General features: G+C 73.7%; 17 protein-coding genes and 1 riboswitch. Of the genes, 15 read left to right on the forward strand and 2 right to left on the reverse strand.

The window, feature by feature from the left end:
- Positions 1 to 63 precede the first annotated feature (63 nt).
- Positions 64 to 257, forward strand: a riboswitch (cobalamin riboswitch).
- Positions 258 to 312: 55 nt separating this feature from the next.
- The 10 genes from ACLBWX_RS19275 to cobJ are packed head-to-tail and all read left to right on the forward strand — an operon-like array spanning position 313 to position 10,571.
- On the forward strand, positions 313 to 489 hold the full coding sequence (locus tag ACLBWX_RS19275) for a CbtB domain-containing protein (protein ID WP_055947494.1): 177 nt from the start codon (positions 313 to 315) through the stop codon (positions 487 to 489).
- A gap of 27 nt (positions 490 to 516) precedes the next feature.
- On the forward strand, positions 517 to 1,272 hold the full coding sequence (locus ACLBWX_RS19280) for a CbtA family protein (RefSeq protein ID WP_447678603.1): 756 nt from the start codon (positions 517 to 519) through the stop codon (positions 1,270 to 1,272).
- Positions 1,265 to 1,693 carry a DUF1636 family protein gene (locus ACLBWX_RS19285; RefSeq protein ID WP_447678604.1) on the forward strand — a complete coding sequence of 143 codons (429 nt, stop codon included), beginning with the start codon at positions 1,265 to 1,267 and terminating at the stop codon, positions 1,691 to 1,693. The genes ACLBWX_RS19280 and ACLBWX_RS19285 overlap by 8 nt, the downstream gene beginning before the upstream one ends.
- The gene (cobW, locus tag ACLBWX_RS19290) at positions 1,690 to 2,724 is read left to right on the forward strand and encodes a cobalamin biosynthesis protein CobW (protein ID WP_447678605.1); all 1,035 of its coding nucleotides are present in this window, start codon (positions 1,690 to 1,692) and stop codon (positions 2,722 to 2,724) included. Before ACLBWX_RS19285 ends, cobW begins: the two co-directional genes overlap by 4 nt.
- Complete coding sequence (locus ACLBWX_RS19295) at positions 2,721 to 3,641, forward strand: DUF4349 domain-containing protein (protein ID WP_447678606.1); 921 nt, start codon at positions 2,721 to 2,723, stop codon at positions 3,639 to 3,641. Before cobW ends, ACLBWX_RS19295 begins: the two co-directional genes overlap by 4 nt.
- Positions 3,642 to 3,669: 28 nt before the next feature.
- Positions 3,670 to 7,008: a cobaltochelatase subunit CobN gene (gene cobN / locus ACLBWX_RS19300; RefSeq protein WP_447678607.1), complete on the forward strand. Its 3,339-nt coding sequence runs from the start codon at positions 3,670 to 3,672 to the stop codon at positions 7,006 to 7,008.
- Positions 7,005 to 8,384 carry a hypothetical protein gene (locus ACLBWX_RS19305; protein WP_447678608.1) on the forward strand — a complete coding sequence of 460 codons (1,380 nt, stop codon included), beginning with the start codon at positions 7,005 to 7,007 and terminating at the stop codon, positions 8,382 to 8,384. Before cobN ends, ACLBWX_RS19305 begins: the two co-directional genes overlap by 4 nt.
- Positions 8,381 to 9,013 (forward strand): precorrin-8X methylmutase, encoded by a 633-nt coding sequence (locus ACLBWX_RS19310; protein WP_447678609.1) that lies wholly within the window; start codon positions 8,381 to 8,383, stop codon positions 9,011 to 9,013. The genes ACLBWX_RS19305 and ACLBWX_RS19310 overlap by 4 nt, the downstream gene beginning before the upstream one ends.
- 11 nt (positions 9,014 to 9,024) lie before the next feature.
- A complete protein-coding gene (locus tag ACLBWX_RS19315; protein WP_447678620.1) occupies positions 9,025 to 9,816 on the forward strand; it encodes a precorrin-2 C(20)-methyltransferase in 792 nt (263 codons plus the stop codon).
- Positions 9,813 to 10,571, forward strand: coding sequence for a precorrin-3B C(17)-methyltransferase (gene cobJ, locus ACLBWX_RS19320; protein WP_447678610.1), 759 nt, complete (start codon positions 9,813 to 9,815; stop codon positions 10,569 to 10,571). Before ACLBWX_RS19315 ends, cobJ begins: the two co-directional genes overlap by 4 nt.
- A 20-nt stretch (positions 10,572 to 10,591) precedes the next feature.
- On the opposite strand, the gene ACLBWX_RS19325 is transcribed toward cobJ, so the two are convergent.
- Positions 10,592 to 11,323, reverse strand: a complete 732-nt coding sequence (locus ACLBWX_RS19325; RefSeq protein ID WP_447678611.1) for a cobalt-precorrin-6A reductase — start codon at positions 11,321 to 11,323, stop codon at positions 10,592 to 10,594.
- Positions 11,324 to 11,351: 28 nt separating this feature from the next.
- Here ACLBWX_RS19325 and cbiE point away from each other — a divergent pair, with 28 nt between their 5' ends.
- Genes cbiE through ACLBWX_RS19345 form a run of 4 tightly spaced genes read left to right on the forward strand, consistent with a single transcriptional unit; the run spans position 11,352 to position 15,104 of the window.
- Positions 11,352 to 12,590, forward strand: a complete 1,239-nt coding sequence (gene cbiE / locus ACLBWX_RS19330) for a precorrin-6y C5,15-methyltransferase (decarboxylating) subunit CbiE (RefSeq protein WP_447678612.1) — start codon at positions 11,352 to 11,354, stop codon at positions 12,588 to 12,590.
- Entirely contained in the window at positions 12,569 to 13,003 is a 435-nt protein-coding gene (locus tag ACLBWX_RS19335) for a cobalamin biosynthesis protein (protein WP_447678613.1), read from the forward strand. Before cbiE ends, ACLBWX_RS19335 begins: the two co-directional genes overlap by 22 nt.
- A complete protein-coding gene (cobM, locus tag ACLBWX_RS19340; protein ID WP_447678614.1) occupies positions 13,000 to 13,797 on the forward strand; it encodes a precorrin-4 C(11)-methyltransferase in 798 nt (265 codons plus the stop codon). The genes ACLBWX_RS19335 and cobM overlap by 4 nt, the downstream gene beginning before the upstream one ends.
- On the forward strand, positions 13,794 to 15,104 hold the full coding sequence (locus tag ACLBWX_RS19345) for a cobyrinate a,c-diamide synthase (RefSeq protein WP_447678615.1): 1,311 nt from the start codon (positions 13,794 to 13,796) through the stop codon (positions 15,102 to 15,104). Before cobM ends, ACLBWX_RS19345 begins: the two co-directional genes overlap by 4 nt.
- An 18-nt stretch (positions 15,105 to 15,122) precedes the next feature.
- Here the strand turns inward: ACLBWX_RS19345 and ACLBWX_RS19350 are convergent, their stop codons facing one another.
- Positions 15,123 to 15,551 carry a helix-turn-helix domain-containing protein gene (locus tag ACLBWX_RS19350; protein WP_447678616.1) on the reverse strand — a complete coding sequence of 143 codons (429 nt, stop codon included), beginning with the start codon at positions 15,549 to 15,551 and terminating at the stop codon, positions 15,123 to 15,125.
- 478 nt (positions 15,552 to 16,029) lie between these two features.
- Here ACLBWX_RS19350 and ACLBWX_RS19355 point away from each other — a divergent pair, with 478 nt between their 5' ends.
- A complete protein-coding gene (locus ACLBWX_RS19355) occupies positions 16,030 to 16,344 on the forward strand; it encodes an antibiotic biosynthesis monooxygenase family protein (RefSeq protein WP_447678621.1) in 315 nt (104 codons plus the stop codon).
- Positions 16,345 to 16,585 lie beyond the last annotated feature (241 nt).

Raw genomic sequence — 16,585 nt, forward strand, 5'->3', positions numbered from 1 at the left:
TCGGGGCTCGAGGTCAAAGGCGCGAAACCGCCCGGGTCGCGTTGTCAGGAGATCGGCAACCGCGTAGAAGCGTGGATCGGACGGTGCCCCGGGAACGGGGTGAAAAGGGAATGCGGTGAGGGGGCGACCCTGAAACCGCGGCTGCCCCCGCAACTGTGAGCGGAGACGGGACTGCCATCGGCCACTGGAGCGATCCGGGAAGGCGGCAGGACCAGCGACCCGCGAGCCAGGAGACCTGCCTCCGAGAGTGGACCTGCCGTCCACCCGCGCGATTCGTGACGGCCGCCGGCGGGGCGGCCAGGAGATGACCTGATGTCGACCAACACCCTCGTCCTGACCGGCACCCGCACCAACGAGCGCCTCGGCGCCGTGCTCGTGGCCGCCTTCCTCGGCCTCGGCCTCGTGTTCATGGCGGGCTTCGCCCCGGCGATGGCGCTGCACAACGCGGCGCACGACTTCCGCCACAGCCAGAACTTCCCCTGCCACTGAGCGCCTCCGCTTAAGGCAGCACCTCTCATGATCATCCGGCTCGTGTCGGCGGCCCTGGTCGCCGGCTTCCTCGCGGCTGTCGTCGCGACGGGCCTGCAGCTCGCGCTCACCTCGCCGCTCATCATCGCGGCCGAGCGCTACGAGACGCAGGCCTCCGCCGCACCCGTCCTGCCGACCCGCGCCTCGCTGATCGTGCGCGTGCACGGCGGTCACGATCACGGCACCAAGGACCCGTCCGTCGCGGGCGGCGAGGTCGCACCCGCGTGGCAGCCCGGCCCCGGCCTGCCGCGCATGGCCTTCACGGCCCTGGCCACGCTCGTGGGCGGCGTCGGCTACGCGCTCCTGCTCGGCGCCGTCCTGCTCGCCTGCAACCGCGAGCCCAATCCCGAAACGGGCTTGCGCTTCGCCGTCGGGGGCTTTCTCGCGGTGGCGCTGGCCCCCGCCCTCGGCCTCGCGCCGGAACTCCCCGGCATGGAGGCCGCGCCCCTGGCCGACCGCCAGTTCTGGTGGGTGATGACGGCCGTGGCCACCGCCGTGGGGCTGTATCTCATCGCGATCCGGCGGGCGCCGATCACGATCGCGGGCGGCATCGTCCTCCTCGTCGCGCCGCATCTGGCGGGCGCGCCGGAGGCGAGCCACGCCGCCTCGAACCTGCCGGCCTCCTACGCGGCACAATTCGCCGCGCGCTCGCTGGGCATCGCCTTCGTGTTCTGGGCGGTGATCGGGCTGGCCTATGGCTGGGCCTGGGGCCTGTTCGGCCGGAGCCGGGCCGTCCATGCCTGAGCTGGAAACCGCCGCGCCCGTGACCCTCTACGTCTGCGCCACCTGCCGGGCGACGGGCGACGCGTCGGAGCCGCGCGCCGGCGCCCGCCTGCTCGCCGCCCTCCAGGAGGCCGTCAGCGCCGGCGGCCACCCCGGCATCACGGTCGAGAGCGTCGAATGCCTCTCCGTCTGCAAGCGGCCCTGCACGGTGGCGGTGGCGTCGCAGGGGCGCTGGACCTACGTCTACGGCGACCTCGACCCGGTGGAATCCGCCGCCACCATCCTGGACGGCCTCGCGCTCTATGCCGAGACGCCGGACGGCATCGTGCCGTGGAAGGCGAGGCCCCAGGAATTCCGCAAGGGCGTCGTCGCCCGCATCCCGCCGTTTCCCGCTCCCTTGCCGCCTGTCGCGGCGACCCCCCATCCGGACGCCGCCGAATGACCCTCGTCGCCAAGATCCCCTGCACCATCGTCACCGGCTTCCTCGGGGCCGGCAAGACCACCCTGGTGCGCCACCTCGTGGAGAACGCCAACGGGCGGCGCCTCGCCATCATCGTCAACGAGTTCGGCGATATCGGCTTCGACGGCTCGTTCCTGGCCGCCTGCGGCATCGAGGGCTGCGGCGACGAGGATATCGTCGAGCTCGCCAACGGCTGCATCTGCTGCACCGTGGCCGACGATTTCGTCCCCGCCCTGAACAAGCTTCTCGACCGGGCCGATCCGCCCGAGCACATCCTCATCGAGACCTCGGGCCTCGCCCTGCCGAAACCCCTGGTCCAGGCCTTCCAGTGGCCGGCGATCCGCTCGCGCGTGACGGTCGACGGCGTGGTCGCGGTCATCGACGGTCCCGCCGTGGCCGCCGGCTTCTTCGCCGACGATCCGGCGGCGCTGGCCGCCCAGCGCGCGGACGACGCCAGCGTGGATCACGACAATCCCCTGGAAGAGGTGTTCGAGGACCAGCTCCTCTGTGCCGACCTCGTGGTGATGAACAAGGCCGACCTCCTCGACGAGGCCGGGCGCGCCAAGGTCCGCGCCGAGGTGGCCGGGCACCTGCCCCGCGCGGTGAAGATGGTGGAGGCCGAGCACGGCCGCCTCGACCCCCGCGTGATCCTGGGAATCGAGGCCGCCGCCGAGGACGACCTCGACGCGCGTCCCTCCCACCACGGCGAGGGCGAGGACCACGACCACGACGACTTCGACTCGGTGGCGCTGCCGGTGGCGGTCGCGGCCTCCGCCGAGGACCTGGCCATCCGGGTCGCCCGCGCCGCCGAGACGGAGGGCGTATTGCGCATCAAGGGCTTCGCCGAGGTGACCGGCAAGCCGATGCGGCTCGTGGTCCAGGGCGTCGGCGCGCGCATCGCCCACCATTACGACCGGCCCTGGACATCCACCGAGCCGCGCGACGGCCGCCTCGTGGTGATCGGCCTCAAGGGCTTCGATCAGGACGCCGTCGCCGAGGCCCTGGCGGGATGAACCGCCGCGCGGCCCTGCGGCGTGGTGCGGCCGGCTTCCGGCGGCGGCCGCTGGTCGCCTTCGGCCTCGCGGCGCTGATCGGCCTCGGAGGCTGCACGGATTCCAGGGAGCGGGCCGCCCCCGACGCGGCCCGCAGTGCCGCCCCCGTCAGCCCGCTCGCCCAGGCCCAGTGGAACCCCGCCAAGCTCGCCTACGCGCACGACCTGACCATCGGCCTGCCGGCGGATCGCGTCGGCGCGCATTTCACGGCGGCGCGGGACCGCTGCCTGACCGGGACCGCGCCGGGCTGCGTCCTGGTGTCCGCGTCGCTGGAGGAGGGCTCGCGCCCCTCCGGCCGGCCTCAGGCGCAGATCCAGGTCCGGCTCCCCCACGCGGCGGTGGACGCGTACGTCGCGTTTCTCACGGCGCCCCTGGCCGGCGAGCAGTCGGGCGACGTCGTGGTGCGGCGCCAGGCGACGCGGGCCGACGACCTGACCCGTGCCATCGAGGACGGCGGGCGGCGCCTCGCGCAGCGCACCGCCTATCGCGAGCGCCTCGACGCCCTGGCGGCCAAGCCCGATACCCGAGTCGAGGACCTCATCCGGATCGCCCAGGAACTGGCCCAGGTCCAGTCTCAGATCGAGGAGGGCGAAGCCCAGCAGCGCGGCCTCCAGCAGCGGGTCGACACCGAAACCGTCGCCGTCGCCTTCCGGGCGGACCAGGCCCGTTCCGGCCCCCTGGCACCGGTGCAGGAGGTCTGGGATCAGGCCGGTGCCACCCTCGGGGCCAGCGCGGGGGCCGCCCTGCGCCTCGCCATCGTGAGCCTGCCCTGGCTCCCCCTCGTCGCCCTCGGAACGCTCATCCTGCGCGGCCTCTGGCGCCTGCGCCGCCGCCGGCGTGGCGGGCTCCGGAGGCCCCTGAGGCAGGAGCGGCCATGAACGGGGCCAAGACGCCGCGGCAGCCGCCATGCACCTGATCCGCATCGATACGGTCTCCCTCGACGAGGGCGAAGCCGCGGTGGATCTCGGCCAGGCGCCGGGAGACATCGTCTTCCTGTCCTTCACCGATTCCGACCTGTTCGGCATGGCCGCCGCCCATGCGGCGGCCTTTCCGACGGGCTCGGCCGCGGCCCCGACCCTGCGGCTCGCCAAGCTCGCGAAGCTTCGCCACCCGATGTCGGTCGACCTCTACGTCGAATCGGTGATCGCAAGGGCGCGAATCGTCGTGATCCGCTGCCTCGGCGGGCTCGACTACTGGCGCTACGGCCTCGAGCGCGCCAGCGCGGCCGCCCGCGCCGCCGGGGTGGTGCTCGTGGTGCTGCCGGGGGACGACCGGCCCGATCCGCGCCTCGACGGCTATTCCACGAAGCCGGAGCTCGCCCCCGACTTCGACGCCTATTTCCGGGCCGGAGGGGCTGCGAACCTGCGCCGCCTGATCGGGCGCATCGCCGCCGAGATCGGGTCCGCCGGGGCGGTCGAGCCGCCTCGGCCCCTGCCCCGCGGCTTCGTCTGCTGCCCGGGCTGCGGCCCCGTCGACGAGGGGCAGGCCCTCGCCGCCGGGCGGCCGTTCCAGGCCGATCCGGAACAGGCGCCGGTGGCGCTGCTCGTGGTCTACCGGTCGAGCGTGCTCTCCGGCGACACCGCACCGCTCGCCGCCCTCGGCACCGCATTCCAGGCGCGCGGCCTTGCGGTCCTGGTGGTGGCCGTGTCGAGCCTGAAGGATCCGGCCGCGACCGCTCCCCTCAAGGCGGCCATCGCCACGCACCGACCCGCCATCGTGATCGCCGCAACCGCCTTCTCGGCCCGGGAGGATGCGGATTTCGTTCTCGACGGCGCCGATTGCCCGGTGATCCAGGCCTTCAGCATCGGCGCGACGCGGGATGCCTGGACCGCCTCGGCCCGTGGCATGGGGGCCGCGGACCTCGCCATGCAGGTCGCCCTGCCGGAATTCGACGGGCGGCTCTCCGGATTTCCGATCTCGTTCAAGGAGGAAGGCCCGGCGAGCGAGGGCTTCGCCGAGCGCCGCGCCGTGCCCCATGCGGAGGGCATCGCGGCCCTGGCGGAGCGCGCCGCCGCCTGGGTCCGCCTCGCCCGCCTCCCCCGCGCCGAGCGCCGGCTCGCCCTGGTGCTCTCGGACTATCCCGCCCGCGGCGGTCGCGCGGGCTTCGCCGTCGGCCTCGACACGCCGGAAAGCGCCCGAGCGATCGTCGCGGACCTGCGGCAGGCCGGCTACGGCGTCGGCGCGCTGCCCGAGGCCGATGCCCTGATGCACAGGCTAACGCGGGGGCCGAAGGACTTCACGATCCCCCTCGATGCCTATCGCGACTGGCTCGGCAGGCTCCCCGACACCGCCCGCGCCGCCCTCGACGCCGAATGGGGGCCACCGGAGGCCGATCCGGCCTGTCGGGAGGGCGCGTTCCACTTCGCGAGCGTGACCCCGGAGGGCGGGCGCCTCGCCGTCTTTCTCCAGCCCGATCGCGGGCGGTCGGCGGACCGCAAGGCCGCCTATCACGACCCCGACGCGGTGCCGACCCATGCCTATCTGGCTTTCCATCTCGGCCTGCGCGGCCGGTTCGATGCCCTGATCCATCTCGGCACCCACGGCACCACCGAGTGGCTGCCGGGCAAGGCCGTGGCGCTCTCGCCGGATTGCTGGCCGGCCCGCGCCGTCGGGGCACTCCCGGTGGTCTATCCCTTCATCGTCGACGATCCCGGCGAGGCCGCGCCCCTGAAGCGGCGCCTCGGGGGCGTCGCCCTCGGGCACCTGACGCCGCAGACCGGCGTGACGGGGCTCGACCCCGACGCCGCCCGCCTGCGCGAGCTCGTGGAGGAATACTCCGCCGCCAGCGTGCTCGATCCGCGCCGCGCGGCGATCCTGGCGCGCACCATCCTGGACGAAGCGATGTCGGCGGGCCTCCTCGCCGACGCCGGGATCGACGCCGACACCCCGATGCCGGACGCGCTGGCGTCCCTCGACGCACATCTGTGCGACCTCGGCGAGGTGACCGCGCGCGACGGGCTGCACGTCTTCGGCCGCGCGGCCCCGGAGGCGCCCGCCGCCGTGGCGGCCTGCGCCGAGGGGGAGCGCCTCGGCCTGATGCGTGCCCTCGACGGACGCTTCGTGACGCCCGGCCCGGCCGGCTCGCCGTCGCGCGGGCGCACCGACGTGATGCCGACCGGGCGCAACCTCGCCACCCTCGACCCGCGCAGCCTGCCGACCCGGGCCGCGACGACCCTGGGCGCCCGGGCCGCCGACGCCGTGGTCCTGCGCTACCTGCAGGACGAGGGCGAGTACCCGGCCCGGATCGTGATGGACCTCTGGGCCTCGCCGACCTTGCGCACCGGCGGCGAGGACATCGCCCACGCCCTGGCGCTGATGGGCGTGCGCCCGGTCTGGGACCATGCCTCGACCCGCGTCACCGGTTTCGAGGTGCTGCCGCTGGCCCTCCTCGACCGGCCGCGCATCGACGTGACGGTGCGCGTCTCGGGCGCCTTCCGCGACACCTTCCCGGAGACCCTGTCGCTCCTCGCCCGGGCCGCCGAGACGGTGGCCGCCCGCGAGGAGGACGACGACGAGAACCCCCTCGCCGCCGCCCGCCGCCGCGGGGAGGCGCAGGCCCGGGTCTACGGCGCGGCGCCCGGGCGCTACGGCGCGGGTGCGGGCGGCCTCGCGCTGGACGGCGCCTGGGACAGTCGCGACGATCTCGGACGCGCCTATCTCGAAGCGACCTCCCACGCCTATGGCGGCGCGGCCGAGACGGCGGATGCCGGCTTCGCGGCGCGGGTCGCGGGCGCCGACGCCTACGTGCACGCCTTCGACGTCGCCGAGCGCGACCTCCTCGACGGCGACGCCGCCGTGGAGGCGATGGGCGGATTCTCGGCCGCCGCCGCCCTGACGGGGGCGAGCCCCGCCCTCTACAGCCTCGACGTCGCCACGCCCGAGGCCCCGAAGGCCCGCACCGCCCGCGAGGACGCCGCCCGCCTGATCCGGGGCCGCCTCGCCCATCCGCGCTGGATCGCGGCGCAGCTCCGGCACGGCTATCGCGGCGCCCAGGAACTGGCGCAGGGGATCGACGCGGTCTTCGTCCTCGCCGCCACCACGGACGCGGTCTCCGACGCCGATCTCGACCGGCTCTACGGTGCGATGATCGCCGACCTCGAGACCTTCGAGGCCCTGCGGGCGGCCAATCCGGAGGCGGCCCGCGCCATTCTCGAGCGCTTCGACGAGGCCCGCCGGCGCGGGCTCTGGACCACCCGACGCAACGCCATGGCTGCGGACGAACTGCTGCGCGAGGCGGCCGAATGAACGCGCCCCGTCGCGCCGCTCCGGAAGCGCCGAGCCGGCGCGGCTGGTGTCCGAGCCTCGCCCGGCCGATGCCCACCGGCGACGGCCTGCTCGCCCGCGTCCACCCGCCCCTCGGACGCCTCACCCCAGCCCAGACCCGGGCGGTGGCGTCGGGCGCGCGCCGCTTCGGCAACGGCCATGTCGACGTCACCGCCCGGGCCAACCTGCAGGTCCGCGGCGTCACCGAGGCGACCCGCTGCGGTCTGGCCGAGACCCTGGCTGCCGCCGGGCTCGGCGATGTCCGCCGCGACGGAGGTCCGCAGCGCCTCACCCTGACCACGCCGCTGGCGGGGTTCGAGCCCGCCGGAGTGAACGATGTCCCGGCCCTGGCGCGCCGGATCGAGGCGATCGGGCTGGGGATTGCCGGCCTGCCGCCGAAATCGCTCGTCGCCGTCGAGTCGGCCATCCAGGGCATCACCCTCGGACCGGCGGAAGCCGACCTTCACTGCGTCGCCATCCAGGAAGGCTGGGCGCTCCACCTCGCCGGCGATGCCGTCTGGTGGCGGCTGCCCGACGAGGACGCCGAGACGGTGGTGGAAATGGCCCTGCGCCTGCTGGCGGCGAGCGGGCAGCGCCGGATGCGCGACGTCGCCGCCGAGGCGAGGGCGGTCGCTCCGGCTCGCTTCGCGCTGCAGCCCATCCCGGCCCCCGCTGGTCGGTCCTTACTCCATCCGGGGCCATTCCCCCTCGACGCAGCGTTGCCGACCTTGGCTGGCTGGCGCGGGTCCCCTCTCCCGAAGGGAGGCGCCTTGCGGTCCTCGACCCCGATGGCGGATGGCCCCGTCGGCCTCCTCGTCGATGCCCCCTTCGGCCGCTGCACGGCCGACGCGCTCGGTAGCCTCGCCGATATGGCGGACGCCGTCGGCGCTGCGGATCTGCGCCTCTCCCCGACCCGCGGCTTCCTCCTCGTCTGCGCCGACGCACACGCCGCCGAGACCGCGCGCGACACCCTGGCCGAGGCCGGCTTCCTGACGCGGGCCGACGATCCGCGCGGGGCGGTGGCGGCCTGCCCCGGCGCACCGGCCTGCGCCTCGGGCTCGACGCCGACCCTGCACGACGCGGCCCGCCTGGCCGAGGCGTTCCGGCCCTTCGCGGCGCGGGGCCTGCGCGCCCATGTCTCGGGCTGCCCCAAGGGCTGCGCCCATCCGGGCACCGCCGACCTCACCCTCGTCGGGCGGGACGGACACTACGACGTCGTGCTGTCCGGGCGCCCCGATGCGTTGCCGGCGACGCGCCTCCCTTTCGAGGCCGCGCTGGAGCGCGTAAGGAGGGCGGATTCGGCATCATCCCTCGCCCAGATCTTTCCAGAACACCCGCCAGGACCGCGACCGTCATGAGTTCCCGCCTCGACTACCTGCGTGACGGAGGGGCGATCTATGCCCGCTCCTTCGCGATGATCCGGGCGGAGGCCGATCTCGCGCGCTTCCAGGGCACCGCCGAGCGGGTCGTGGTGCGGATGATCCATGCCTGCGGCATGACCGACCTGCCGGGCGACGTGGAGGCCTCTCCCGATTTCGCGCAGGCCGGCGAGGCGGCCCTGAAGGCCGGTGCGTCGATCCTGTGCGACGTCCGCATGGTCGCCGACGGGGTCACCCGGGCGCGGCTGCCCGCCGACAACCGGGTGATCTGCACCCTGAGCGATCCGCGCGTGCCGGATCTCGCCGCCGCCATGGGCACCACCCGCTCGGCCGCCGCGATGGAACTCTGGCGCGAGCACCTGCCCGGCAGCGTCGTCGCGGTGGGCAACGCCCCGACCTCGCTGTTCCGCCTGCTCGAACTCCTCGACGAGGGCGTTCCGCCACCCGCTGCCGTCATTGGCATCCCGGTCGGCTTCGTCGGCGCCGCCGAATCGAAGGAGGCGCTCGCCCGCGACGGCCGCGTGCCCTTCATCGTCGTTCATGGCCGGCGCGGCGGCAGCGCCATGACGGCAGCGGCCGTCAACGCGCTCGCGCAAGAGATCGAGTGAGTGATCGAGTGATGGATTCGGGCGAGCGGCTTCCCCCCGACGCGGCGGAGCGGACCGAGATTCCGCGCGCGGCGACCACCGGCACCCTGTTCGGCGTCGGCATGGGCCCGGGCGAGCCGGACTACCTCACCCTCCGCGCCATGCGGGTGCTGGAGCGGGCTCCGGTGCTGGTGCATTTCAGCAAGAAGGGCCGGCGCGGCAATGCCCGCACCATCGCGGATGCCGTGCTGGCCTCGGAGCCGGGCCGCGAGTGCGCGCTGGTCTACCCCTACACCACCGAGCTTCACCCCGAGCATCCCGAATACGTCGCGGCGCTCGCCGCCTTCTACGACGACGCGGCCGGACGCCTCGCCGACCATCTCGGGGCGGGCCGGGACGTCGCGATCCTGTCGGAGGGCGATCCGTTCTTCTACGGCTCGTTCATGCACCTGTGGCGCCGCCTGAAGGATCGCTTCCCCGTGGAAGTGGTCCCCGGCGTCACCGGCATGTCCGGCTGCTGGACCCGGGCCGGCACCCCGATCACCTGGGGCGACGACGTCCTCACCGTGCTGCCCGCCACCCTGGGGGCCGCCGACCTCGCCGAGCGCCTGAGCCGCACGGACGCCGCCGTGATCATGAAGCTCGGGCGCCACCTGCCCAAGGTCCGCGCGGCCCTGGCGCAAGCGGGCGTGCTGGAGCGCGCGGTCTATGTCGAGCGCGGCACCATGGCCGGCGAGCGGGTGATCCCGCTCAGCGAAAAGCCCGACGACGTGGCGCCCTACTTCTCCATGGTGCTCCTGCCCGGCGAGGGCCGCCGGCCGTGACCGGCTCCGTGACCGTCATCGGCCTGGGCCCGGGCGACCCGCGCCTGCTCACGGCCGCCGCCCGGGAGGCCCTGGCCCAGGCGCAGGACCTCATCGGCTACATCCCCTACGTCGCCCGCGTGCCCGAGCGACCGGGGCTCGTCCGCCATGCGAGCGACAACCGCGTCGAGGTCGACCGGGCGCGTCACGCCCTCGAACTCGCCGCCTCCGGCCGGCACGTGGCGGTGGTCTCGGGCGGCGATCCCGGCGTCTTCGCCATGGCGGCGGCCCTGTTCGAGGCGGTGGAGGCCGGCGACCCGGCCTGGGCACACTTGAACATCACGGTGGAGCCCGGCATCACCGCGATGCTGGCGGCGGCGGCCCGCCTCGGCGCACCGCTGGGCGGCGATTTCTGCGCGATGTCGCTCTCGGACAACCTCAAGCCCTGGGAGGTCATCACCGCCCGGCTGGAGGCGGTGCTGCGGGCGGATTTCGTGGTGTCCCTCTACAACCCGATCTCCTCGGCCCGGCCCTGGCAGCTCGGCAAGGCCCTCGACCTGGCCGCCGGGATCCGGCGCGGCGACACGCCGGTGGTCTTCGCCCGCGCGGTCTCGCGGCCCGACGAGGCGATCCGGGTGCTCACCCTCGACGAGGCCCGCGTCAGCACCGCCGACATGGCCACCGTCGTCATCATCGGCGCTTCGGCCACCCGCCTGATCCCGCGTGGCGAGGCGACGCCCTTCGTCTACACGCCGCGCAGCGTGCCGGCGGCGTGATGCGCGGGTCGGCGCAGGCCTCAGAGGGCGGCGATCCGCGCGAGGGCTTCCGCGACGCCCGGCACGCTCGGCACGTCCGGCTTGTCCGGACGCATGACCATCACGACCGGCAGGCCCAGCGCCCGCGCCGCGGCGATCTTGCCGTAGGTGGCGCCGCCCCCGGAGTTCTTGCTGACCAAGACCTCGATCGCGCGCTCGGTCAGGAACGCCGCCTCGGCGGCCTCGTCGAACGGGCCGCGCGCCCGGACGGGCGTCAGCCTCGGGACCGCCAGATCGATGCCCTCGATGGCGCGCACCACGTAATCGTGCTGCGGCGCCGCGGCGAAGGCGCCGATTTCCTGCCGTCCGATGGTGAGGAAGACCCGGCGCGCTGCGGAGCCGAGCGCCCGGGCGGCGGCCGCCATGTCGGGCACCGTCGTCCAGCGGTCGCCGGCGATCGGCTTCCAGGCCGGACGGCGGATCGCCAGCAGGCGCGTTCCGGTCCGGGCGCAGGCCTCGGCGGCGTTGGCGCTCATCCAGGCCGCGAAGGGATGCGTCGCGTCGACCACGAGATCGGTGCGGTCCTGCCCAAGCCAGGCGGCCAGGCCCTCGGCGCCGCCGAAGCCGCCGACCCGCGTCGGCACCGGCTCCGCCTTCGGCTGGCTGGTGCGTCCGGCGAGCGACAGGGTGACGGCGAGGCTGCGATCCACCGCCAGGAGCCCGCGCACCAGCGCGCTCGCCTCGCCGGTGCCGCCCAGGACCAGAATCCGCATGCTCCCCCCGCCCTTCAGGGCGTTCTCCATGACCGGTGACACCGAGTCCACCCTGCGGGCGGCTGCCCCCTGGCTCACCATCGTGGGCATCGGCGAGGATGGCCGGGCGGGCCTGAGCCCCGCTGCCGCCGCCGCCCTCGACGGCGCGCACGTCGTCTATGGCGGGCGCCGGCACCTGGCGCTGGCAGCCCCCCTCGCCGCCGAGACGCGGGTCTGGCCGAGCCCGATTTCCGACGCGTATCCGGGTCTCCTCGCCCGGCGCGGGACATCCACCTGCATCCTGGCGACGGGCGACCCGTTCCATTACGGCATCGGCGCCGAGATCGCCCGGCTGGTCCCGGCCGAGGAGATGCGGGTCCTGTCCCACCCCTCCGCCTTCAGCCTCGCGGGCGCCCGCCTCGGCTGGCCCCTGGCCGAGGCGGTCTGCCTCACCCTCCACGGCCGGGCTCTGCCCCGGCTGATCCCCCATCTCCAGCCCGGCGCCCGCCTCCTGGTGCTGACCTGGGACGAGACCACGCCGGCAGCGGTCGCCGCACTCCTGGCCGAGCGCGGCCTCGGCGCGTCGCGCCTGACCGTCCTGGAGGCCATGGGCGGCCCGCGCGAGCGCCGGCGGAGCGCGACGGCCGAGAGTTTCGACATCACCGGGATCGATCCCCTCAACACCCTCGGCATCGAAGTGGTCGGTCCGTCCACGGCGCGGGTCGTCACCCTCAGCCCGGGTCTCGACGATACCTGGTTCGAGAACGACGGCCAGCTCACCAAGGCCGATATCCGGGCCGTGACGCTGGCGGCCCTGCGCCCGCGTCACGGCCAGACCCTGTGGGACATCGGCGCCGGGGCCGGCTCGATCTCCATCGAATGGATGCTGCGCCATCCGAGCCTCGGGGCCATCGCCGTCGAGGGCAATCCGGCCCGGGCCGCGCGGATCGCCCGCAACGCGGCGCGCCTCGGCGTCCCCGACCTGCGCGTGGTGGAGGGCCACGCCCCGGCGGCGCTTGCCGGCCTGCCGGCACCCGACACCGTCTTCATCGGCGGCGGCGTCACCGCGCCGGGGGTGCTCGATGCGGCCGTGGCGGCCCTGCCCCCGGGCGGGCGGCTCGTCGCCAACGTGGTGACCCTGGAGGGCGAGGCCGTGCTGCTCGCCGCCTTCGCGCAGCGCGGCGGACGCCTGAAGCGCCTGACGGTGGCCCACGCCGATCCGGTCGGGCACCTGCACGGCTGGCGCAGCGCGATGCCGGTGACGCAATGGGCCTGGGTCAAGGAATGACACCGGCCGAGCGTGAGCTCGTCGCCGGGATCGGGTTCCGCCAAGGGACCGCGCCCGCCGAGATCCTCGCCCTGATCGAGCAGGCCTGCGACGCGGCAGGCCTGCCGCGCCTCCGCCTCGCCCGCCTCGCCACCGCCGGCGACCGGGCCGGGGAGCCGGCGATCCGCGCCGTCGCCGAGATGCTTGGATGCCCTCTGGACGCGGTTGCGCCCGAGGCCCTGATCGCCGTGGATGCGGACGTCCCCACCCGTTCGCAGCGGATCGAAGCGTCGCGCCGAGTCGGCTCGGTGGCGGAGGCCGCCGCGCTCGCGGCCGCCGGACCCGGCGCGACCCTGCTGGTGCGGCGAATCGCCAGCGCCGGGGCGACCTGCGCCCTTGCGCTTCGCGCACAATCCGTCACGCAGGGACCATGACCGTTCACTTCATCGGCGCCGGCCCGGGCGCCGCCGACCTCATCACCGTCCGCGGCCGCGACCTAATCGCGCGCTGCCCCGTCTGCCTGCATGCGGGCTCCCTCGTCGCGCCCGAGATCCTGGGCTGGTGCCCACCGGGTGCCCGCATCGTCGACACGGCTCCGCTCGACCTCGACGCCATCGTGGCCGAATGCGCGGCCGCCCACGCGGCGGGCCAGGACGTCGCGCGCCTGCATTCGGGCGACCTCTCGATCTGGAGCGCGCTCGCTGAACAGACCCGCCGCCTGACCCAGGCCGGCATCCCCTTCACGGTGACGCCGGGCGTGCCGTCCTTCGCCGCTGCCGCCGCGCTCCTGCGGCGCGAACTGACCGTGCCGGGCCTCGCCCAATCCGTCGTGCTCACCCGGACCTCGGGGCGCGCCAGCGCGATGCCGGAGCGCGAGACCCTGGCGGCCTTCGCGAGCACCGGGGCGACGCTGGCCCTCCACCTCTCGATCCACGTGGTCGACACGGTGGTCGCCGCGTTGATCCCCTTCTACGGCGCGGATTGCCCGGTCGCGGTGGTGTTTCGCGCCACCTGGCCCGACGAGCGGGTGCTCACCGGAAGCTTGGCGACGATCGCGGGCCAGGTGGCGGAGGCGGGGCTGGAGCGCACGGCGCTGATCCTGGTCGGTCCCGCCCTCGACCCGGCGGAGTTCCGGGAGAGCGCCCTGTATTCCACCGATTACGACCGGCGCTTCCGGCCGACGGGCGAGACCGTCCTGAGCGCGCGCGTGGACGGAGACCCCCGTTGAGCGTGCCCGGCCTCCTCGTCGCCGCCCCTCGCTCGAGCTCGGGCAAGACCACCGTGACCCTGGCGCTGATGCGGGCGCTCGCCCGCCGGGGGCTCGCCGTGCGTGGCGCCAAGTGCGGGCCGGACTACATCGACCCCGCCTTCCACCAGGCCGCCACGGGGCATCCGAGCTTCAACCTCGACAGCTTCGCCATGCCGGAGCCGATGCTCGACGCGGTGGCGGCTTTCGCGGCCACGGATGCCGACCTCGTGGTCGCCGAGGGCTCGATGGGGCTGTTCGACGGCATCGTGGCGACGGAGGGGCGCACGGGCGCGAATGCCGACATCGCGGCCCGCTATGGCTGGCCGGTCATCCTCGTCCTCGACGTCTCGGGCGCCGCGCAGTCGGCCGCCGCGCTCGCCCTCGGCTGCCGGGCCTACGATCCGCGCATCCGCATCGCCGGGGTGATCCTCAACAAGGTCGCGAGTGCCCGCCACCGCCGCCTCGTCGAGACCGGACTGAGCCGCATCGGCATGCCGGTGCTCGGGGCACTGATGCGGGATGCGAGCCTCGTCCTGCCCGAGCGCCATCTCGGCCTCGTCCAGGCCCGCGAGACCAACGACCTCGAAACCCGCCTCGACCGGCTCGCGGACCTCGCCGAGGCCGGCCTCGACCTCGACGCGATCCTGGCCGTCGCGGCCGGGGTGGCGCCCGCTCCGGGCGCGGGCCTCCTGCCGCGCCCGCCGGGTCAGCGCATCGCCATCGCATCGGACGCGGCGTTCTCGTTCCTGTATCCGCACATGGCGACGGGCTGGCGGGCGGCGGGCGCCGAACTCATCCCGTTCTCACCCCTGGCCGACGAGGCGCCCCCGGCCGATTGCGATGCCTGCTGGCTACCCGGCGGCTATCCCGAATTGCATGCCGCGCCCCTGGCGCGGGCGGAGCGCTTCCTCGGCGGCTTACGGGAATTCGCGCGCGGCAGGCCGGTGCACGGCGAGTGCGGCGGCTACATGGTTCTCGGCGAGAGCCTGGAGGACGCCGAGGGCGTCACGCATCCCATGGCGGGCCTGCTGCCGGTGGCGACCTCCTACCGGACGCGCCGGCTGCACCTCGGCTATCGGGTGGCGACGCTCCTGGCCGCGGGGTCCCTCGGGGCAGCGGGTGCACGCCTGGTCGGGCACGAGTTCCACTATGCCAGCGAGCGGAGCGGGCCGCCGACGCCCGAGACGGGGCTCGCGGCGGTAACCGATGCGGAGGGGGTGTCCCTCGGACTCGCCGGGCATCGCCGCGGCTCCGTCACCGGCAGCTTCTTCCACTGGATCGGTTAGGCGCTCGCAGCGCGCGCCCTAACTGGCAACGACGGCCGCGGGCGGCGCGGGCTTGGCGGCGGGCTCGGGCGCCTGCTTGCCCATCTTCGCGGCCGTCCGCACGATGGCGAGCACGTCGCGTCGCAGCTGATCGTCCTCGATCAGCGCGTAGGCCCGCAGGAGTTCGATGGCCCCCTGCGCGCTGAGAAAGCCGAACACGTCGGACTGGGTGCCGCCGACCTCGTCCTCCTCGAAGAACGCCGAGACCGGAACCTCCAGGAGGCGGGCGATCTCGCGCAGGCGCCCGGCGCCGACGCGGTTCTGCCCCTTCTCGTACTTCTGAACCTGCTGGAAGGTCACGCCGACGGCGGTTCCGAGCGCAGTCTGGCTCAGACCGCGCGCCTTGCGCAGGGCGGTGATCCTCAATCCGACGAGGCGATCGACGTCGGTGGTCTGCTTAGGCATCATCTCTCGATTCAGTCCCTATAGAATTTCCCAGCCCCCGCCCGGACCAGCCCGGGGACGATGAGGTTTGACCGCTTTCGTACGAAGGCGTGCAGGATTCCTTAAGTTCACTCGCCACGAAACCCGGGCAGTCGATCGTCGATAGAACGAGGTGGAAGAGACTATCCTTGTCTGCAGTCAAATGCCACTGGATGTTTACTCCGGATCAGCATCGACCGTGACCGTTCTGACAGCTTGACCACAAAGCCGGCACAAATTGCAAGCCTGACGTCGTGTCCGTCCCTTGCCAGTTTCGCTGCACTGCGAGCGGGCCGGTGCTCCGCGGATGCGTGACGATCCGGACCCGGCGCCGGTTTCGGCGGGTGCATCTCAGCGTGCGGAGCACGACGCATGCGCCGAGGCGATGACTTTCGGCCGCTGCCGCCCCAGGTTTAAGAGGTCGGACCGGATCGTTCGAGACGCCGAAAAACCCAGGTGGATCATGTATATCGCAATGAATCGCTTCAAAGTCGTCAAGGACGCGACGGAAGATTTCGAACAGGTTTGGCTCGGGCGCGACAGCCTTCTGGGCGAAATGCCGGGCTTCGTCGAGTTCCATCTGCTGCGTGGCCCCGAAGCCGAGGACCATGTCCTTTATGCCTCGCACACGATCTGGTCGTCCAAGGCCGATTTCGAAGCCTGGACCCGCTCGGAGCAGTTCCGGAAAGCCCATGGCCGCGTGCCGTCGACCAAGCCCCTCTACCTGGGGCATCCGCAGTTCGAAGGGTTCGAGACGATCCAAACCGTCGCGCGCTGATTCGGACGCGGCAACCTGATTCGTCGATCGGGTCCGCGCCCGCAGCGCCTGCACCGAGACGGCGGCGGCGCCGGACCCGCGCCACACCCGCCTTCCATGGAGGAAAACAGCCGTCGATCCACGCAGGATCGACGGCAAACGCCTGAGTCGGCAGCGCCTAGGTGTTTGATCCCGCGGTGTGGTGATACGGTCGAGCACCATGTTGCGAGGGAAGCGCTATGGGCCAAATTCTTCATGGAAG

It is taken from the genome of Methylobacterium sp. M6A4_1b (genome assembly GCF_053345175.1).